We start from the raw sequence: 15,317 nt of genomic DNA on the forward strand, positions 1-15,317 counted from the left end.
CATCGTCCATGAACGATCAACGGTTCGGCAAGCGGGCGCGAGGATCGCGTGCAGGGACCGTTCAATGGCCCCCGCGGCGGCGGCCAGCGCCCAGCTTGCGGGTAAGGGTATTGCGGCCCAGGCCCAGGCGGGCAGCGGCTTCGGCACGACGGCCATGGGTGATCTGCAGCGCGGCCTCCAGCAGGGCATGGTCGACCCGCTCACGCACCTGCGCGTGCAACCCTTCCACGCCTTCGGCCAGCTGACGGCGTGCCCATTCGGCCAGCAGCGCTTCCCACTGGCCGGGATCGGCACCGCTGGTGCTGCCGCGACGGCCGCGCGTGCGGTTCAGCGCGGTATCGACGTCTGCCACGCCGATGGTGTCGGCGGCGGCCAACGCCGCCATCCGCCAGCACACGTTTTCCAGTTCGCGCACGTTGCCCGGCCAGTCGTGTTCGCGCAGCGCCTGCAGTGCGGCAGCGGTCAGGCGCTTCGGCGGCGTATCCAGCTTGCGCGCGGCGGCGGCCAGGAAGGTGCTGGCCAGTTGCGCGATGTCCTCGCGGCGCTCACGCAGCGGCGGCAGCTGCAGGCGCACCACGTCCAGGCGGTGCAGCAGGTCGGCGCGGAACTTTCCCTGTGCAACCAGGCCTTCCAGATCCTGGTGGGTGGCGGCGACCACGCGCACATCGACGCGGATCAGCTCGCGGCCACCCACGCGGAAGAACTCGCCCTGCGCCAGCACGCGCAGCAGGCGCGTCTGCAGCGGCAGCGGCATGTCGCCGATCTCATCGAGGAACAGCGTGCCGCCGTCGGCCTGTTCGAAGCGGCCGATATGGCGGCGCTGCGCGCCGGTGAAGGCACCAGCCTCGTGGCCGAACAACTCGCTTTCCAGCAGCTCGGAGGGGATTGCAGCGGTATTGAGCGCGACGAACGGCCCCTGCGCGCGCGGCGATTCGCGATGCAGCGCATTGGCCACCAGCTCCTTGCCGGTGCCGGTCTCGCCGGTGATCAGCACCGCCAGCGGCGCCTGCGCCAGGCGGCCGATGGCACGGAACAGCGCGCGCATCGGCGGGGTATCGCCCACCAGTTGCGGCGGTTGGTCGCTATGCGCTTCCGCCGCAGGTGTGGGCGCCGCCAGTGCCGGCGCAATTGCCGGCAGCACACGCTGCGCCAGCGCCACCGCGTCGTCCAGGTCGAACGGTTTGGACAGGAATTCATGCGCGCCACCACGGAACGCACCGGCCGTGCTGGCCACATCGGTATAGGCCGACATCACCAACACCGGCAGCTGCGGCAATGCGGCTTTCAGCTTGTCCAGCAGCACCAGGCCGTCGTCGCCGGGCATGCGCACGTCGGTGAACAGCAGCGCCGGCGGTGGGCCCTCGTTCAACGCCTGCAACGCGGGCGCAGCGCTGTCGAAATCGACGACCTGGTAGCCCGCCTCGCGCAGCGCGGTGCACAGCACGAAGCGCACGGCACGATCGTCATCGACCACCCAGATGCGCTGCGGGGACGAAGAAGACTCAGACATCGCGCGGGGCCTCCTCGGCCAGGGCGGCGCCGTTGCCGATCGGCAGCAGCAGGGTGAACACGGTATGGCCCGGGCGCGAGCGGTAGGTCAGCGTGCCGCGGTGCTCGCGCGCCACCTGCTGGGCCAGCGCCAGGCCCAGGCCAGTGCCTTCGGCGCGGCCACTGACCAGCGGCAGGAACAGGTGCTCGGCCAGTTCCTCGGGTACACCACGGCCGTCGTCGGCAATTTCCAGGCGCAACGCCAGCGTGTGCAGCTGCTCGGCGATGCGCACGCCATGCTCCACGCGGGTACGCAGGGTGATGTTGCCGGCACCGGCCTGGATCGCGTTGCGCACCAGGTTCCACACCGCCTGGGTGAGGCGGTCGGCGTCGCCATGGAATTCGGGAATGCTGGGGTCGTAGTCGCGCTGCAGGCGTACCGCCCAGCCGGCCTCGTTCTCGGCCAGTCGCAGCACGCGCTCAAGCGCGGCATGGATGTTCAGTTCGGCATGCGGCGCGGCCGGGGCCGGCGACAGCAGCTGGTCGAGCAGGCCGTTGAGGCGCTCGATCTCCGAGCCGATCAGTTCGATCAGCTCGCGTTCGCTGGCATCGCGCTGGGCCGCGCGGCGGGCCAGCAGCTGGGCCGCGCCCTTCAGCCCGGCCAGCGGGTTGCGCAGCTCGTGGGCCAGCCCCTTCAGCGCTGCACTGAGCGCGCTGGGCAGGGCCTGGGTCGGGTCCAGCCCGGGAAATTCATCGACCGGATGCGCCTCCAGCAGCCAGCCGCCATCGTCGCGGCGGCTCATCCAGCCCTCGGCGAAGCGCGGGGCCTCGCCGGGCACCGCGAGCGCCAGCCGGTTCAGGCGCAGGCTGTCGCGTTCATCGCGGGCCAGGAAATGGGCCAGTGCCTCGCCCTGCACTTCCAGTGCGGCCAGCGGCCGACCCAACAGGCGCCGGACGCTGACGCCCAGCCAGCGGGCGAACGCCGGATTGCAGCCGGCAATGCAGCCATCGGCCCCGGCCCAGGCCAGCGGCGTGCCGAGGGCATCGAGGGACGGCGGGGGTGCGGGGTCGGACATTGCACCAATGTAGTGCAAAACGTGGGTTCGGGGTCAGAGCCCTTTCCGTCAGGAAAGGGCTCTGACCCCTGCCGCAGGTCGAGCAGGCTCGACCACTACCGGGTGCGTGGCCGATTACAGCTTCATGTTCAGGCCGACGAACACGCTGCGGCCCGGGGCAGGCGAGAACATCGGGCGGGCGCTGTCCCAGAAGAAGCTGTCGTACCAGGCGTAGGCGTACTCGCGGCCGGTGACGTTCTTCAGCTGCAGGTCCACGCTCCAGCGCGGGTTGATCTGGTACGCGGCGCTGAGGTCGAGCACGGCGAAGCCTCCGAACTTGCCGGCCGCGTTGCGCTCTTCCAGGTAGTAATCGCCCTGTGCACGCGCCTGCAGGCCCAGCCGCAGCGCATCAGTGGCGCGGTAGTCCACGCCCAGATTGCTGATGTGGCGCGGGGTCGCGGCCACTTCGCGGCCCTGCAGGGAAACGCTGGCATCGCGGTCGTCGCGGGTGATCTTCGCTTCCTGGTAGGCGTGCGAGGCCCAGACCGTCCAGTCGTCGCCCATCTGCAGGCTCAGCTGCGCATCCACGCCGCGTCGGCGGGTCTTGCCCAAGGTGACCGTCGTACCGGTAGCCGGCATGTTGGATACCTCGTTCTCCGCATCCTGCTGCCACACCGCCAGGCGTGCCTGGCTGCCGGCAAACGGCTGGAATTTCAGGCCCAGCTCCGTGCCGGTGTTGGTGGACGGCTGCATCGGCGTCTGCCCCGGGGTGAGGTAGGCCGGTGCGGTGGAGCCGGTCAGTACCTGGAAGGTGCGGCCCCAGTTCGCGTAGACGTGGGTGGTCTGGCCCAGGCTGTGGATGACGCTCAGCTTGGGCTGGCCGATCGTGCCGTAGTCCTGCAGGCGGGCGCTGATCCCGCTCATCAGGTGCGTGCTACCACTGAAGCGGTCGATACGGTAGGCCGGCACGATCTTCCACGCCTCGCCGGGCTGGTAGATGGCCTGCACGTAGGCACCCCAGTTGTCGAAGCTGTGGCGGTCGTTGTTCTGCACGCGCGCCGGTGCCTGGCTGAAATCGGTGGGTTCGGCGTAGGCGTAGCGCTCGCGGACGTAGCCGTTGTCCTGCTGCTCGTAGTTCAGGCCGCCTTCGACGGTAAGCGCGGGGCTGGCCTGCCAGGTGAGCGTGCTGAGCAGGCCGGTCTGGCGCTCATCCCACACGCGGCGCTGGCGCGGCAGGTTGCCGGTGGGCAGGTCGCTGAAGGTCACGCGGCGGTCGTCTTCGTAGCGGTTGTAGTACAGCCGCGTGCCGAAGGTGAGCGCGTCGGACAGCTTCAAGTCCACGTGCGCGGCGATCTGCCGCATGTCGCGGTCATCGCCATCGTTGCCGTTGCGCAGGTCGCTGCCACGACGATGCGTGCGCAGTTCGTCGGCCGTCATGAAGCCGGGTTCGTCCGCTTCGTGGTGGTAGGCGCGCGCGCTCAGGCCCACGCGCAGGCCGTTGTCCAGCGACCCGTAGAACCATTTGCCACCCAGCGAATACTTCTTCGAGGTGTCGTGGTCGCGGTACCCATCGCTGGCCTGGGTGCCGACGAAGTAGTTCTGAGCGAAGCCATTGCTTTCGCGGCCGATCGCCAGCTGCGCATCGCGGGTGTTGTAGCTGCCGTAAGCCAGCCGCGCATCGGTGTAGTTGCCGCCCTGGCGCGTACCGAAGTTCACGTTGCCGCCGATGTTGTGCAGGCCGTAGCGCGGGTCGTTGGTTCCGCGCACCACTTCGATGTAGCTGATCTCCAGCGGGAACAGCATGTCGATGAAGCGCTGGTTGCCGCTGTTGACGTTGCTGGGGATGCCATCGATGAGGGTCTTGATGGCGTTGAGGTAGCCCTCGCCGTTGAAGGCGCGGAAGCTGACCTTGCCCGATTCGGCCCCCTGCCGGGTTTCGGTGAGCTGGATGCCGGGCATCTGCCCCAGCAGTTCCCAGCTGTGCGAGACGTTGCGGTCTTCGATCTGGTCCGCGCCCAGCACGTCCACCGAGGTCAGCACCTGGTGTGCGCTCAGTTGCCCCTCGCTGTGCTGGTGCACATCGACCTTGCCGAGGGTGAGCGCGGCGTCGGCGGACTGGGCGAATGCTTCAGGGGCGAACGGGGCGGCCGCGAGCGCGGCCACCAGCGTGGAGGTCTTCATGGGGGTGGAAGGGTGCGGATGAAATGTAATTCTATAACATTTCATGCGCCTGCCATGTAGAGTCGAGCCGTGCTCGACGGCTCCTGGCAAACAGCAGTCGAGCATGGCTCGACGCTGCAAAGGCGGGGGTGGAGCGGTGCTTACACCGGGTAGCCGGTGGCTTCCCTGGCCTTCTTCCAGGCGCTTTCGAATTCGCGCGCGGAGATTTCGTCGTCCTCGTCGAAATCCAGGAACGACACCGGCTGGTCGGCCAGCAGGAAGCGGTCGTCGCTGTGGGCATGCTCGTCGGCCCAGACCATCTTGGTGCCGTAGATTTCCACCTGGCGCACGATCTTCTCGCCGCGTGCTTCCATCAGCACGTTGCCCTTGCCCAGGCCCGATTCGGCCCAGTGCTTGTAGTACTTCTTTGCGGCGGATTTCGCGCCGGATCTTGCGTTGTGCTTTGCGTAGGTCATTGCGGAGGTCCTGGCCGCAGACGCGGCCGGAAAGTTCGGAATGGCGCCATTATCGCCCGACCTTGCAGCACGCAGGTGAGCGCTTCATTGGGCCGGCGCCGGCAACGCCACGCCCTTCGGCCACAGCATCCAGATGTTGCCCTTCTGCTTCATGTCACCGGCCAGCTTGCCGGCGGCATCGCCGCTGCCCCAGTACAGGTCGGCGCGCACTTCACCGGCGATGGCACCGCCGGTGTCCTGCGCGGCCACCGGGCGCACCACCGGGCTGCCGTCCGGGCGCGTGGTGGACAGCCACAGCAGGCTGCCCAGCGGCACCACGGTGCGGTCCACTGCCACGCTGTAACCGGCGGTGAGCGGCACGTTCAGTGAACCGCGTGGACCTTCCGGGCTGTCCGGGTTGCGCACGAAAAACACGTAGCTGGGATTGCTGCGCAGCAGTTCCGGCACGCGTGCGGGATTGGCTCGGGCCCAGGTGCGGATGGCGTCCATGGTGACGTCTTCCTTCTTCAGCTGGCCCTGGTCCACCAGCCAGCGACCGATGGCGCGGTACGGGTGGCCATTCTGTTCTGCATAGGCCAGCCGCACCTGCGTGCCATCGCCCAGTCGCACCCGGCCGGATCCCTGGATCTGCAGCAGCTGCAGGTCCATCGGATCAGTCAGCCAGGCCAGCACCGGCGCCTTGGCGCCCTTGGCCGCGATGGTACCGGCGTCGTCATAGGGCTTGAGCACCTTGCCCTCGACGCGCCCGCGCAGGCGCTTGCCCTTCAGTTCCGGGTAGAGACTGTCCAACTGCACCACCACCAGATCATCGGGCGTGCCGTACACCGGCACCGTGGCAGTGGCCGTGCGGGTGAGGCTGCCGGGATAGATCGGTTCGTAGTAGCCGGTAATGAGCCCGTCGGCCTGGTGGCCGCCGGCACGAAGGGAATAGACATCGAGATCGCGCTGCAGGAATGCACGGATCGCGCTGACGTCCTTGTCGGACACGGTGCCGGCGGTCGCGCAGGGCCTGGCCCAGGTCGCATCGTTCTTCAGCCGGGTGCAGCTACTGCGCCAGGCGGCGAAACCTGCCAGCAGGTCGCTATCGGATACGGCCGGCAACGTGCTCCAGGCGACCTTGGCGTAGATGGCCGAAGGCTTTGCTGCAGCAGGCGCTTCGGGACGGGTGCCGGTGGTGGAACAGCCAGCAAGCACGGCAAGCGCAATCAGGCTCCAGCACGTGCGGTTGAAGGGGGCGATGAGGTCAGTCATTGCCCCAATGTAGTGCAATCGGGCGTGGCGCAGGACCGGGATCGCATCCTGCGCCGCACGACGGGCCTTATCGCTTGCCGCCCAGCGACTCACTGCCGTGGGTGGCGAACACCGGCGGCGGCACGTCCAGCACGGTGTCGCTCACGGCACGGCCAGAGAGGAAGTCGACGATATTGCGGGCGATGGCGGGATTGCCGGTCCACAGCTCGTTGTGGTGGCTTGCATTGCGCACCAGCAGCGCGTGGCCGTTGCTGAACCCCGGCAGCAGTGCAGCGGCATTGGCCGGGGGCGTGCGTCCATCCAGCGTGCCGCTGATGAAGAGCACCGGCACCTCACTGTGTAGCGGCCCGCGGAAGCCCTCACCCAGATCGGCCAGGCCGAGGCCTTCGCCGATGGCCGGGAACGGGAAGTTCAGCCCGTCGCCGAACAGGCTCTGGCGTGCCTGTGCTTCGGCCAGCGCCCGGCGCTGCGGGCTCTGCCCGGAAGCAACGTCCATCGCCAGGCCCATGGCCGGGAACTGTGCGAACTGGGCACGCCCGATCAGCACCAGGTCTGCCAGCGGATCGTAGTTGCCGCGCTCGGCCTCGCGCAGCACCAACGGCAGCCATTGCTGGGTGATGCGCTGCCCCAGCATGTTGGCGATGACGATCTGCGCGTCGTACAGGCCGATGGTGACCTGCTTACCCTCATGCATGTGGCTGCGGCCCTGCCGCGGCTGCTCACGCAGCGCTTGCAGCACGCGGGCAACCGATCCGGCGAGATCGTCGAAGCCGTCTTTGCGCGCAAGCACCGCCAGCTCCTGCAGCAGCGCGTCGCTGCTCAGCGGCAGCTTCAGCGTATCGTCGGGACCTTCGGACCCCATCAGCACCACGCGCTCCAGACCGCCACCATGCAGGCGTACCGTGGCCAAGGCCAGGTGGGTGCCGTAGCTCATGCCCCACAGGCTGATCTTCGGCACGTCCAGCGCGCGCCGCAGATCGTCAAGGTCGCCGGCACTCTCGGCCGTGGTGTAAGCGCCGAGGTCGACGCCGGCCTGACGCCAGAACGCTACACACTTCGCCGCCGTGGCCTGCACTGCGGCCAGAGCCGTATCGCGCTGCAGCGGTTGGGAGTCGTCGAAACGTGTTTCATGCGGACATTCCGGCGGCGGCTCGGACTGGCCGGCGCCGCGCTGGTCGAGCAGCAGCACGTCGGATTCGCGCCGCACCTGGTCGAACACCGGCCAGCGGGGACCCCGTGCAGTGTCGATACCGGAACCACCCGGACCACCCGCCAGGTAGACCACCGGTGCCGCGCGGCCATTGCCGGCCGTCGCGCGCAGGCGCACCACCTTCAGGTGCAGGCGCGGACCGTCCGGCTCGCTGTGCCGACGTGGCACCTCCAGCGTGGCGATCTCGGCGGGAATATCGCCATGGCCCTTGGTCTGCAGTGTGTAGGGCTCGAATGCCAGCGCCGCCGGACTGGCCTGCGCGGGAAGGGCCGCGGCCAGGGCCAGGCTGAGCGCGGCGAGGGTGGCAGCCACGACAGGGCGACGAACTTGGAAACGGCTGGAGGAGGTGGAGGCGCTGCGGGTCATGGTGGGCTCCGATGGAAGGATGTGCGCCGCCAGCATCTGCTCCCTCGCCGCGTTGCGGACGCGTCCGTCTGCCGAACGTCTCCAGACGGCAGCCCAATGTCTCCGCGCAGCCGATACGATGGCCGCCATGCAGATCCTACGAACCCTGGCTGTCCTCGTTGTATTGCTTGCGGCCGTCGCCGCGTGGCTGATCGCGACGACGCCCCCGCCCGGAATGGTGCAGGTGCGCGGGGCGGAGATGGCACCTGCGAACCTCGGAGCATCCGGCCCCCTGCCGACGCGACCGCCGCAGGACCTGGCCTGGCAGCCACTGGACCAACGCGCGCTGGCGCGCTGGCGCGGCCCGTACTGGCTGCGCTGGCATGTGCCTGCGCCGGCCGACGCCGGTGATCACGGCCGCGCCCTGCGACTGTCGCTGCGCGCGGCCAGCCAGCTGTACTGGAATGGCACACCGTGGATCAGCAATGGCGTGGTCGGCCGTACTGCCGATGAAGAGCGGCCGGGACGCATCGACATCGTCCGCGTGCTGCCGCCTCCTTCGGCCAACGCCAGCGATGAGCTGGTGGTGCTTGCGTCCAGCCAACGGCAACGCTTTGCTCTGCATGGTGCCGATGCGATGGTACTGATTGCGCCTGCCGCCGTGCTGTACGGCCAAGTGATCCTGCCGTGGCTGATCGCCGCGTTCGCCACCGGTGCGCTGGCGGCAGCGTGCCTGTACTTCCTGGCCGTGCTGCGGGGACAGGCGCACAAACCCGGCGCGCGGCTGCTGCTGGCGCTGGGGGTGGTGGGACTTGCACTGCCCGCGGTCGAGGCATGGAGATCACTGCTGGGCTACACCTACCCATGGCACGGCGTTCGCTTGGTCGCGCTGCTTGCACTGCATGTCATCGCGGCCGTGCTGCTGCCAGCCTATCTTGCGCGTCGCTTCGAGGTGGCCGTGCCGAAGGTGGGGGGTGTCATCTATCTGGCGCTGATCATGGCCGCGGCCATCGCATTGCCCGGCTTCGACACCCGCTCAGCGGCGGTGCTGCTGTTGAGCCTGCTCGCTTCGGTGTGGGTGCTGCTGCGCACGCCTGCGGAGCAGGAAGACCGATGGCCGATCCTGGCGCTGCTGTCTACCGGCCTGCTCGCGCTGCTGGTCGCACGCGGTGCCTTCCTTGATGGCCCTTACTTCCTGTTGCTGGCGGTGATGATGGTGTTCCTGCTACTGCGCCACGCTGCCCAGTGGCAGGCGCTGGACCGGCACAACGCCCGGCTGCGCGAAGAGCGCGCGCGGCTTTCGCTGCAGTTGTTGCAACGGGGTATCCAGCCGCATTGGCTGATGAACACGCTGACCTGCCTGCAGGAGCTGATCGAACAGTCGCCGATGCGCGCCAGCCGCCTGGTGGAGTCATTGGCTGATCAGTTCGATCGCCTGCGCGACAGCAGCAGCCGCCAGAGCGTGCCCCTGCAGGACGAGTTGGCGTTGTGCCGCAGCCATCTGGATATCGTCGGTCTTGCCCTGGACCGGCGCATGATGCTGGACGTCGAGGGCGAGGATGCGGCGATTTCGTTGCCGCCCGGCATCCTGCATGCGCAGGTGGAAAATGCACTGACCCATGCCGGTGCTGTCGCCTGTGCACTGCACCCTTTCCGCCTGCGCGTGCAGCGCGACAACGCGCGCTGGATACTGGAACTGCACAGTGCGCGAGGCTCGGCTCCGCATCGCGGACGTGGCACCGGCACGCGCTACATCGAGGCCAGTCTGGCGGCAGCCAGCCCCGCCGGCTGGAGCTTCGTGCAGGGCATCGACGGTGACCACTGGTGCGGCCGGATCGAGCTGACATGCGCATCCTGATCGTCGAGGACGAGCCGCTGGTGCGACAGCGCCTGCTGCGCCTGTGCAGCGAGGTGGCCGGTGCACGGGCGCGTTTCGATGCGGTGGCCGATCTGGAAGCGGCCGGCGACCGGTTGCAGCGCAGCGTCTACGACGGCCTGCTGCTGGACCTCAACCTTGGCGGCGACGATGGCTTCGAGCTGCTGCGCCGCGCTGTGGCCGGGCGCTACCAGTGCGTGGTGGTGTCGGCACACCGCGAGCGTGCATTGCAGGCGTTCGAACACGGCGTACTCGACTTCGTACCCAAGCCCTTCTCACGCGAGCGCCTTGCCCACGCGCTGGAACGGCTGCTCGACACCGGGGGCGTCCGCGCCGGTCGCGCGCGGTATCTGGGCATCTGGCGCGCGCAAGGTACCGCGACCGTCGAACTGGCGGACGTGCTCTGGATACGCGCCGACGGCGACTACAGCCAGGTGCGCCTGCGCGACGGCGGCAGTGAACTACATGACAAATCCCTGGCCGCGCTGGCCAGCGTGCTGCCTGCGGATTTCGTCCGCTGCCATCGTTCCTACCTGGTCAACCTGCGCCAGGTGCGTACCCTGCATGCGGCCTCGGGCAGCCGCTACTGGCTGATGCTGAGCGACGGCAGCGAGTTGCCTGTTGGGCGCGGGCATGTGGCGGCACTGCGCAGCGAGCTTGGGATGGAGTGAGGCTGCCAGCCATGGGCTGGCACTACTGGCTCATGGGGTCTGCAGCAACAGCGAATGCAGGATGCGCGCGTCTTCGGCGTCGAGTGTTTTCGGCAGGGTGTCGCTGCCACGGAAGCGGCGGTGGAACGCTCGTACCGCCGCCTCGCGGTTGTCCAGCGGATAACCGAAGCGTGCCAGCGCGGCCCATGCATCGAAGCCCTCCGGCGCAGCACCATCGGCGGCGCGCGGCCACACCCCGAAGCCGGCTTCGGCCAGCTGCTGCCACGGGAAGAAGCGGCTCGGATCCTGCTTGCGCGTCGGTGCCAGGTCGGCGTGGGCGATCACCTGGCGCGGCGGGATGTTCAGGCGCGTGGTGAGGTCACGCAGCAGCACGATCAGCGATTCGATCTGCGCCGCACTGAACGGGCTGCGGCCATCGTTGTCGAGTTCGATGCCGATCGAGGCCGAATTGAGATCGGTGATGGTGCCCCAGCGTCCGGCCCCCGCATGCCAGGCGCGGCGCACATCGGCCACCAGCTGGTAGCGATGGCCATCGGCGCCGATCAGGTAGTGCGCGCTGACCGGTCCACCACTGTTGGCCGTGCGCAGCGTGTGCAGGCTCTGCTGCACCGATTTCTGCTCGGTGTGGTGGATGACGATGATGACCGGCGTGCGCGCGTTCTGGTTGGGCGACGGCACCCAGGTGGCGAGCGGGTTGTGCGTCTCCCGTGGCGCGGAGGCACAGGCGGCCAGCAACAGGCAGGCCGAGAGCATGAAGGCAGTGCGGATCGGGCGCATGGCCTGATTGTGCGCGATCGGGCGCGATGATGCATGCCGCCGTGCCGAGCAAGCTTGGGACCCACCAGAGAGGATGCGGTAGATCCACGCCATGCGTGGATGGGCTACCGGCTGTGCCGACCAACGGTCGGCACCCACCAGAGCAGACCCAGACCCCGTGCCAAGCAAGCTTGGCACCTACCAGAACGAGGACAGTGGAAGTGCCGACCAACGGTCGGCACCCACCCCGTCCATGCACCGCTACTTCAGGCCTCGTAGGCCGATTCGCCGTGCGAGGTCACATCCAGGCCGGTGCGCTCTGCCTCTTCGGTCACGCGCAGGCCGACCACGACCTTGACCACCAGCAGGATGACCGCGGTCACCACGGCCGACCACACCACGGTGAGACCGACACTGACCACCTGCACCCAGACCTGGTGCGCGATATCCAGATCGGCCTTGGTGCCACCCAGCGACTGCGCACTGAACACGCCGGTAAGGATCGCGCCGACGATGCCGCCGACGCCATGCACACCGAACACGTCGGCGGTGTCGTCCACCTTCAGCAGGCGCTTGAGGCCGGTCACGCCCCACACGCAGACCACGCCGGCGACGAAGCCGATGACGATCGCGCCGAGCGGGCCGACGGTGCCGCAGGCCGGGGTGATGCCGACCAGGCCGGCCACCGCACCCGAGGCCGCGCCCAGTGCCGACGGCTTGCCCTTGCTGATCGCTTCCACCAGCGTCCAGCCGAGTACAGCCGCAGCCGTGGCCAGCACGGTGTTGAGGAAGGCCAGTGAAGCTACGGTATCGGCCGCGGCGGCGGAGCCGGCGTTGAAGCCGAACCAACCCACCCACAGCAGCATCGCGCCGATATAGGTGAACGGCACGTTGTGCGGCTTCAGCGCGGTCTGGCCATAGCCCAGGCGCTTGCCGACGAACCATGCGGCTACCAGGCCGGCAACGCCTGCGTTGATGTGGACCACGGTGCCACCGGCGAAATCGATCGCGCCCATCTCACCCAGGTAGCCGCCCCCCCAGACGATGTGCGCCATCGGGATGTAGCTGAGGGTGAACCACAGCGCCGAGAACAGCAGCACCGCACGGAACTTGATGCGTTCGGCGAAGGCACCAACGATCAGCGCAGTGGTGATGCCCGCGAAGGTCGACTGGAAGGCGACGAACAGGTAATCCGGCAGGCCCTTGATCGGCGTGTTGCCGACCGACTCCGTAGTGAAGCCCTTGAGGAAGGCGAATTCGGTGAACGAGCCGAAGAATGGGTTGCCGGCGCTGAATACCGCGCTGTAGCCATACGCCACCCACAGCAGCAGCACCAGCGAGAACACCACCAGGATCTGGCTGAGTACCGACAGCACGTTCTTCGAACGCACCAGGCCGCCGTAGAACAGGGCAAGGCCCGGCACCACCATCAGCAGCACCAGCAGGGTGGAAGTGAGCATCCAGGCCACGTCACCGTGGTCGAACGCCGGGGCCGTTGCTTCGGCAGCGGCAGGTGCTGCGGCCACCGGGGCCTGCAACGGTTCAACCGCTACGGTTTCGCTCGGCAGCGGCGACACCTGTGCCTGGGCATGGGCGCTGCCCGGCCACGCACCGGCGGCGAACGCGCTGAGCAGCATCAACAGCCACACGACATGGAACCGGGCTTGCCACCCGGTGAGAAGGCGCATCTTCATGGGGGAGTCTCCGGAAGGGGGGTTACAGCGCGTCGGCACCGATTTCGCCGGTGCGGATACGGATGACCTGTTCGACGGCGGTGACGAAGATCTTGCCGTCACCGATCTTGCCGGTGCCTGCCGACGACTGGATCGCTTCGATCACCGCGTCGGCACGCTCGTCGGTGACCACGGTTTCGATCTTGATCTTGGGCAGGAAATCGACGACGTACTCGGCGCCGCGATACAGCTCGGTGTGGCCCTTCTGGCGACCGAAGCCTTTCACTTCGGTCACGGTGATGCCCGACACGCCTGCGTCGGACAGGGCCTCGCGGACCTCGTCGAGCTTGAACGGCCGGATGATGGCGGAGATCAGTTTCATGCGCATGTCCCGATGGTGGATGGGGCCAGCGCGCAGACGCGCGTTGGCATCAGGCAACCCGCGGCCATCAGATGATGGCCGTGGCTGTTGCACCGGACACATACAGGGCCGGGACGGCCGTGCCTTTCTCCTTGCACGACCGACGCGGGAGGGAGGGCGGCCCTGGTCGCGTATCCGGTCTTTCTCTTGCCCCTGGATAAGCGGGCCAAAGGCCCGCGTTCCAATGCAGCGGACTGACAGTCCGCTCTACAACGGCGGGCCTGCGCCCGCCTTGCGGCTCCCCAGCCGCGAGAACGGAAGCGATGGCGGCGGGTGGGAGGGGAAGCCCACCGCCATCGCATCCGGTCAGCTGGCGTAGTACAGCTGGTATTCCAGCGGGTGGGTGGCCGCGCGGAACTTGGTCACTTCCTGCATCTTCAGCGCGATGTAGCCGTCGATGAAGTCATCGCTCATCACGCCACCGGCCTTCAGGAACTCGCGGTCCTTGTCCAGCGCTTCCAGCGCCTGGTCCAGCGAGGAGCAGACCTGCGGGATCAGCTTCTCTTCTTCCGGCGGCAGGTCGTACAGGTCCTTGTCGCTCGGTGCGCCCGGGTCGATCTGGTTCTTGATGCCGTCCAGGCCGGCCATCATCAGCGCGGTGAAGGTCAGGTAGCCGGACTGGATCGGATCCGGGAAGCGCATTTCGATGCGGCGCGCCTTCGGGTTGGAGACCCACGGAATGCGGCACGAGGCCGAACGGTTGCGGGCCGAGTAGGCCAGCATCACCGGCGCTTCGAAGCCCGGCACCAGGCGCTTGTAGCTGTTGGTGCCCGAGTTGGCGAAGGCATTGATGGCCTTGGCGTGCTTGAAGATGCCGCCGATGTACCACAGCGCCAGCTGGCTCAGGCCACCGTAGCCGTCACCGGAGAACAGGTTGGTGCCGCCCTTGGACAGCGACTGGTGCACGTGCATGCCGCTGCCGTTGTCGCCGACGATCGGCTTGGGCATGAAGGTGACGGTCTTGCCATTGCGGTGCGCGACGTTCTTGATGACGTACTTCATGCGCAGCAGTTCGTCGGCCTTCTGCACCAGGGTGCTGAACTTGGTGCCGATCTCGCACTGGCCTGCGGTGGCCACTTCGTGGTGCTGCACTTCCACTTCGATGCCGACCTGTTCCAGGGTCTTGCACATCTCGGCGCGCAGGTCGTGCAGGGTGTCGGTCGGCGGCACGGGGAAGTAGCCACCCTTCACGCCCGGACGGTAGCCGCTGTTGGCGCCGTCGTACTTGGCACCGCTGTTCCAGGCGGCTTCTTCGGAATCGACCTTGAAGAAGGTATTGCCCATTTCATTGGCGAAACGGACCGAGTCGAAGATGAAGAATTCCGGCTCCGGGCCGAAGAACGCGGTTTCGGCGATGCCGGAGGACTTCAGGTAAGCCTCGGCGCGCTTGGCGATGCCGCGCGGGCAACGACCATACGGCTGCATGGTGGCCGGGTCCAGGATGTCGCAGCTGATCACGATGGTCGGATCGGCGTAGAACGGGTCGACGTAGGCGCTGGCAGTATCCGGCAGCAGCACCATGTCCGACTCGTTGATGCCCTTCCAGCCGGCGATCGAGCTGCCGTCGAACATCTTGCCTTCTTCGAACAGCGACGGCTCGATGATGCTGACCGGGAAGGTCACGTGCTGCTCGACACCACGCATGTCGACAAAGCGCAGATCGACGAACTCGATCTGGTTGTCCTTGATCAGCTTCTCAACGTTTTCCACGGACATCGGTACGACCTCGGATGGGGATGAATGCCTGCTGAGGTACAGCAACGACCGTGCCAACTTTTCGCAGGCTGCAAGTCATTGATTTCAAAAAGGGTGCCCTGGACCGGTGCAAATCGGGCGCACCAATTGGGTGCACCCAGCACCAGACGCACCCGTTTGGTGCAGCAGGGATCGTCTATCCTCTCGACCTTCTTCCTACCTGCCGCGCGTGCCCGCACT

12 protein-coding genes are annotated in these 15,317 nt (G+C 67.5%); 2 read left to right on the top strand and 10 right to left on the bottom strand.

All coding sequences use genetic code 11. From position 1 onward, the window contains the following. Positions 1-61: 61 nt before the first annotated feature. From ntrC to RI032_RS08300, 6 genes are all read right to left on the bottom strand, one after another. Positions 62-1,510 carry a nitrogen regulation protein NR(I) gene (gene ntrC, locus RI032_RS08275; RefSeq protein WP_322548116.1) on the bottom strand — a complete coding sequence of 483 codons (1,449 nt, stop codon included), beginning with the start codon at positions 1,508-1,510 and terminating at the stop codon, positions 62-64. Next, on the bottom strand, positions 1,503-2,564 hold the full coding sequence (locus RI032_RS08280) for a two-component system sensor histidine kinase NtrB (protein WP_313509114.1): 1,062 nt from the start codon (positions 2,562-2,564) through the stop codon (positions 1,503-1,505). The genes ntrC and RI032_RS08280 overlap by 8 nt, the downstream gene beginning before the upstream one ends. Before the next feature lie 114 nt (positions 2,565-2,678). After that, the gene (locus tag RI032_RS08285) at positions 2,679-4,724 is read right to left on the bottom strand and encodes a TonB-dependent receptor (protein WP_322548117.1); all 2,046 of its coding nucleotides are present in this window, start codon (positions 4,722-4,724) and stop codon (positions 2,679-2,681) included. Positions 4,725-4,864: 140 nt separating this feature from the next. Further along, positions 4,865-5,179: a hypothetical protein gene (locus RI032_RS08290; RefSeq protein ID WP_008268793.1), complete on the bottom strand. Its 315-nt coding sequence runs from the start codon at positions 5,177-5,179 to the stop codon at positions 4,865-4,867. An 84-nt stretch (positions 5,180-5,263) separates the two neighbouring features. After that, positions 5,264-6,430: a murein transglycosylase A gene (gene mltA, locus RI032_RS08295; RefSeq protein ID WP_322548118.1), complete on the bottom strand. Its 1,167-nt coding sequence runs from the start codon at positions 6,428-6,430 to the stop codon at positions 5,264-5,266. A 67-nt stretch (positions 6,431-6,497) separates the two neighbouring features. Then, the gene (locus RI032_RS08300; RefSeq protein WP_322548119.1) at positions 6,498-8,006 is read right to left on the bottom strand and encodes an alpha/beta hydrolase; all 1,509 of its coding nucleotides are present in this window, start codon (positions 8,004-8,006) and stop codon (positions 6,498-6,500) included. A gap of 238 nt (positions 8,007-8,244) precedes the next feature. Here RI032_RS08300 and RI032_RS08305 point away from each other — a divergent pair, with 238 nt between their 5' ends. Continuing rightward, on the top strand, positions 8,245-9,843 hold the full coding sequence (locus RI032_RS08305) for a histidine kinase (protein ID WP_322548120.1): 1,599 nt from the start codon (positions 8,245-8,247) through the stop codon (positions 9,841-9,843). Continuing rightward, positions 9,831-10,532 (top strand): LytR/AlgR family response regulator transcription factor, encoded by a 702-nt coding sequence (locus RI032_RS08310; protein ID WP_322548121.1) that lies wholly within the window; start codon positions 9,831-9,833, stop codon positions 10,530-10,532. Before RI032_RS08305 ends, RI032_RS08310 begins: the two co-directional genes overlap by 13 nt. A gap of 30 nt (positions 10,533-10,562) precedes the next feature. Here RI032_RS08310 and RI032_RS08315 read toward each other — a convergent pair whose 3' ends face one another. From RI032_RS08315 to glnA, 4 genes are all read right to left on the bottom strand, one after another. Next, positions 10,563-11,309, bottom strand: coding sequence for an N-acetylmuramoyl-L-alanine amidase (locus tag RI032_RS08315; protein WP_322548122.1), 747 nt, complete (start codon positions 11,307-11,309; stop codon positions 10,563-10,565). Between the two features lie 245 nt (positions 11,310-11,554). Continuing rightward, positions 11,555-12,982 (bottom strand): ammonium transporter, encoded by a 1,428-nt coding sequence (gene amt / locus RI032_RS08320; protein WP_322548123.1) that lies wholly within the window; start codon positions 12,980-12,982, stop codon positions 11,555-11,557. Between the two features lie 22 nt (positions 12,983-13,004). Continuing rightward, positions 13,005-13,343 (bottom strand): P-II family nitrogen regulator, encoded by a 339-nt coding sequence (locus RI032_RS08325; protein ID WP_004134334.1) that lies wholly within the window; start codon positions 13,341-13,343, stop codon positions 13,005-13,007. A 345-nt stretch (positions 13,344-13,688) separates the two neighbouring features. Beyond that, complete coding sequence (glnA, locus tag RI032_RS08330) at positions 13,689-15,098, bottom strand: type I glutamate--ammonia ligase (RefSeq protein WP_010487206.1); 1,410 nt, start codon at positions 15,096-15,098, stop codon at positions 13,689-13,691. Between the last annotated feature and the right edge of the window lie 219 nt (positions 15,099-15,317).

The organism is Stenotrophomonas geniculata, from assembly GCF_034508895.1.
GTDB lineage: Bacteria > Pseudomonadota > Gammaproteobacteria > Xanthomonadales > Xanthomonadaceae > Stenotrophomonas > Stenotrophomonas geniculata.